This is a genomic window from Actinomycetospora sp., assembly GCF_036497245.1.
In the GTDB taxonomy this organism is placed as follows: Bacteria; Actinomycetota; Actinomycetes; order Mycobacteriales; family Pseudonocardiaceae; genus Actinomycetospora.
The window spans coordinates 1-4286 of sequence record NZ_DASXJS010000195.1; the positions used below are offsets into that span (position 1 = coordinate 1).

The 4286-nt window shown below is 71.4% G+C and carries 2 protein-coding genes; both read right to left on the reverse strand.

The window, feature by feature from the left end; translation table 11 throughout:
* Positions 1-364 precede the first annotated feature (364 nt).
* Positions 365-1828, reverse strand: a complete 1464-nt coding sequence (gltD, locus tag VGI02_RS20415; RefSeq protein ID WP_331630248.1) for a glutamate synthase subunit beta — start codon at positions 1826-1828, stop codon at positions 365-367.
* Positions 1821-4286: glutamate synthase-related protein (locus tag VGI02_RS20420; RefSeq protein ID WP_331630250.1), on the reverse strand; the 2466-nt coding region annotated here is incomplete at its 5' end. The genes VGI02_RS20420 and gltD, both read right to left, overlap by 8 nt.

Below are 4286 nucleotides of genomic sequence, written 5' to 3' on the forward strand. Positions count from 1 at the left end.
CGGTGCCCGCGATCAACACCAGCCCCGTCGTGAGCCGCTCCGCATAGCCCGTTCGCCCGCGTTCTGAGCGAGGGGCCCCTTCGGTCGATACGGGCGCCGGGTGCGCGGGGTCATGCACCGGCGTCGTGCACCCGACGACGAAGGGCACACTGCGCATGCCCGAGGCCGCTCGAGGCTGCCCCTCGTGCTCGTGATCATGGAGCTGGGGACGGCGCCCCCTATTCGCGGCGACGACGAGCACACCACGCACCCCGGAGTGCGCTCCGGCGTGCGTGGTGTGCTCTTGATCATGCGAGAAGGGGCTGGGCGACGCGACCGGGGCCGGGCGGCGACGCAGCGACCCGGCGACGCGGACAAAGACCGCTCAGGCGAACGCGCGGTCCCCCGGGCCGATCGGGCGCGGCAGCACGGCCCGCCCGGTCAGCTTCTCGTCCACGCCCGCCGCCGCGGAGCGGCCCTCGGCGATCGCCCACACGATCAGCGACTGACCGCGGCCCGCATCGCCGGCGACGTACACGCCGGGCACCGAGGTCTCGTAGGACGCGTCGCGGCGGATGTTGCCGCGGTCGTCGCACTCCACGCCCAGCGTGTCGACGAGGCCCTCCTTCTGCGGGCCGAGGAAGCCCATCGCGAGGAAGACCAGGTCGGCCGGGACCTCCCGCGCGCTGCCCTCGACCGGCACGAACTTCCCGTCGACCCGCGCCACGTCGACGAGCTTCAGCGCCCGCAGTTCGCCGTCCGGACCACCCAGGAACTCCTCGGTGTTCACCGAGAACAGCCGCTCGCCGCCCTCCTCGTGGGCCGAGGACACCCGGAAGACCGCCGGGTAGGTCGGCCACGGGTTGGACGCGGGCCGCTCCGACGGCGGGATCGGCATGATCTCCAGCTGGGTGACCGACGCGGCCCCCTGCCGGTGCGCGGTCCCGACGCAGTCGGCGCCGGTGTCACCGCCGCCGATGACGACGACGTGCTTGCCCGCGGCGTCGATGTCCGAGCGCGCGTAGTCGCCCTGCTGCACCCGGTTCGACGGCGGCAGGTACTCCATCGCCTGGTGGACGCCGGTGTTCTCGCGGCCCGGGATCGGCAGGTCGCGCCAGGCGGTGGCCCCGACGGCGAGGACGACGGCGTCGAAGCGCGAGCGCAGGTCCTCCACCGACAGGTCGTTGGGCCCGCGGCCGCCGACCTCGACGCCGGCGAGGAAGTACGTGCCCTCGGCCGCCATCTGCTCGAGCCGGCGGTCGAGGCGCTTCTTCTCCATCTTGAACTCGGGGATGCCGTAGCGCAGCAGCCCGCCGATGCGGTCGGCCCGCTCGTACACCGTGACGTCGTGCCCGGCGCGGGTGAGCTGCTGGGCCGCCGCCAGACCCGACGGCCCGGACCCGATGACGGCGACCGAGAACCCGGTCTTCGCCTCGGGGGGCTGGGGGCGGACCCAGCCCTCCTCCCAGGCGCGGTCGATGATCTCGATCTCGACCTGCTTGATCGTGACCGGGTCGGAGTTGATCCCCAGCACGCACGCCGACTCGCACGGGGCCGGGCACAGCGTCCCGGTGAACTCCGGGAAGTTGTTCGTGGCGTGCAGGCGGTCGATCGCGACGGCCCAGTCGTCACGCCACACCAGGTCGTTCCACTCCGGGATCATGTTCCCCAGCGGGCAGCCCTGGTGGCAGAACGGGATACCGCAGTCCATGCAGCGCCCGGCCTGCTTCTTGAGCGTGGTCTCGCTCAACTCCTCGTACACCTCGTGCCAGTCGCGCAGGCGCAGGTCGACGGGACGGCGGCGCGGCAGCTCGCGGCCGGTGGTCAGGAATCCACGGGGGTCAGCCACGAGCGGCCTCCATGATCGCGTCGTTCACGTCCCGCCCGTCGCGCTCGGCGTCGGCGGTGGCTTCCAGGACCCGCTTGAAGTCCACCGGCATCACCTTGGTGAACCGCATGGTCGCGGCCTCCCAGTCGGTGAGCAGCCGGTGGGCCACGGCGGAGTCGGTCGCGGCGTAGTGCTTCTCCACCAGCGCGCGCAGTTCCTCGAGGTCGGTCTTGTCGGGCACCTCGAGCTCGACCATCTGGTGGTTCACCCGGTTCTCGGGCAGGTCGAGCACGTAGGCCACGCCACCGGACATGCCCGCCGCGAAGTTGCGCCCGATCGGGCCGAGGACCACCGCGCGCCCGCCGGTCATGTACTCGCAGCCGTGGTCACCGACGCCCTCGACGACCAGGTGGGCGCCGGAGTTGCGCACGCAAAAGCGCTCGCCGACCTTCCCGCGCAGGAAGATCTCGCCTGCGGTCGCGCCGTAGGCGATGACGTTGCCGGCGACGATGTTCTCCTCCGCGGTCAGTCGGGCCTCGGGGTGCGGGCGCACCGTGATGCGGCCGCCCGAGAGTCCCTTCCCGCAGAAGTCGTTGGTGTCGCCGATCAGGCGGAGCGTCACGCCGCGGGGCAGGAACGCGCCGAACGACTGGCCGCCCGAGCCGGTGAAGGTGACGTCGATGGTGTCGTCGGGCAGGCCGTCCCCACCCCAGCGCTTGGTCACCTCGGAGCCGAGCATGGTGCCGACGGTGCGGTTGACGTTGCGCACCGGCAGCTCCAGGTGCACCGGCGAGCCGTCCGCGAGGGCACCCTCGGCGAGCTGGATCAGCGTGTGGTCCAGCGCCTTCTCCAGCCCGTGGTCCTGGGTCCTCGACTGGTGCAGCGTCTGCCCCGCGAAGTTCTCGGGCATCTCCGGTCGGTACAGGATCGAGGAGAGGTCGAGTCCCTCGGCCTTCCAGTGCGACTCCGCGGCGCGGGTGTCGAGGATGTCGGTGTGCCCGATCGCCTCGTCGAGCGAGCGGAAGCCGAGGGCCGCGAGGTGCTCGCGCACCTCCTGGGCGATGAACTCCATGAACGCCACGACGTAGTCGGCCTTGCCGTCGAACTTCGCGCGCAGCGTCGGGTTCTGCGTCGCGACGCCGACCGGGCACGTGTCGAGGTGGCAGACCCGCATCATGATGCAGCCCGACACGACCAGCGGCGCCGTCGCGAAGCCGAACTCCTCCGCGCCGAGCAGCGCGGCGATCATGACGTCGCGGCCGGTCTTGAGCTGGCCGTCGGTCTGCACGACGATCCGGTCGCGCAGGCCGTTGAGGAGCAGGGTCTGCTGGGTCTCGGCCAGGCCGAGCTCCCACGGACCGCCGGCGTGCTTGATCGACGACAGCGGCGACGCACCCGTCCCGCCGTCGTGACCCGAGATCAGCACGACGTCGGCCTTCGCCTTCGACACGCCCGCGGCCACCGTCCCGACGCCCACCTGCGAGACCAGCTTGACGTGGATGCGCGCCACCGGGTTCGCGTTCTTGAGGTCGTGGATGAGCTGGGCGATGTCCTCGATCGAGTAGATGTCGTGGTGCGGCGGCGGGCTGATCAGGCCCACGCCCGGCGTCGAGAACCGGGTCTTCGCGATCCAGGGGTAGACCTTGTGGCCGGGCAGCTGCCCGCCCTCGCCGGGCTTGGCGCCCTGCGCGATCTTGATCTGGATGTCGTCGGAGTTGACCAGGTACTCGCTGGTGACGCCGAACCGGCCGGACGCCACCTGCTTGACCGCGGAGCGCCGCGAGTCGCCGTTGGCGTCCCGGGTGAAGCGGTTCGGGTCCTCGCCGCCCTCACCGGTGTTCGACCGCCCGCCGAGGCGGTTCATGGCGATCGCGAGCACCTCGTGCATCTCCTGCGAGATCGACCCGTAGGAGATGGCGCCGGTGTTGAAGCGCTTGACGATCTCCGAGACCGCCTCGACCTCCTCGATCGGCACCGCCTCGCGGTCGTGCTTGAACGCGAACAGCCCGCGCAGCGTCAGCAGCGCCGAGCTCTGCTCGTCGACGGCGCGCGTGTACTCCTTGAACGTGTCGTAGTTCTGCGTCCGCGTGGCGTGCTGCAGCTTGAACACGGTGTGCGGGTTGAACACGTGCAGCTCGCCCTCGCGGCGCCACTGGTACTCACCGCCGACCGCGAGCTCGCGGTGGTTCGCCCGGACGCCGTCGGCGGGCCAGGCCAGCCGGTGGCGGATCGCGACCTCCTCGGCGAGGACGTCGTAGCCCACCCCGCCCAGGCGCGAGGTGGTGCCCGCGAAGCAGTCGGCGATGACCTGCTCGCCCAGCCCGATCGCCTCGAAGATCTGCGCGCCGATGTAGGACGCGACCGTCGAGACGCCCATCTTGCTCATCACCTTGCGCACGCCCTTGGCCAGCGCCTCGACGACGTTGCGGGTGGCGGTGGGCACGCCGACGCCGGTGATGACGCCGCGGTCGATGAGGTC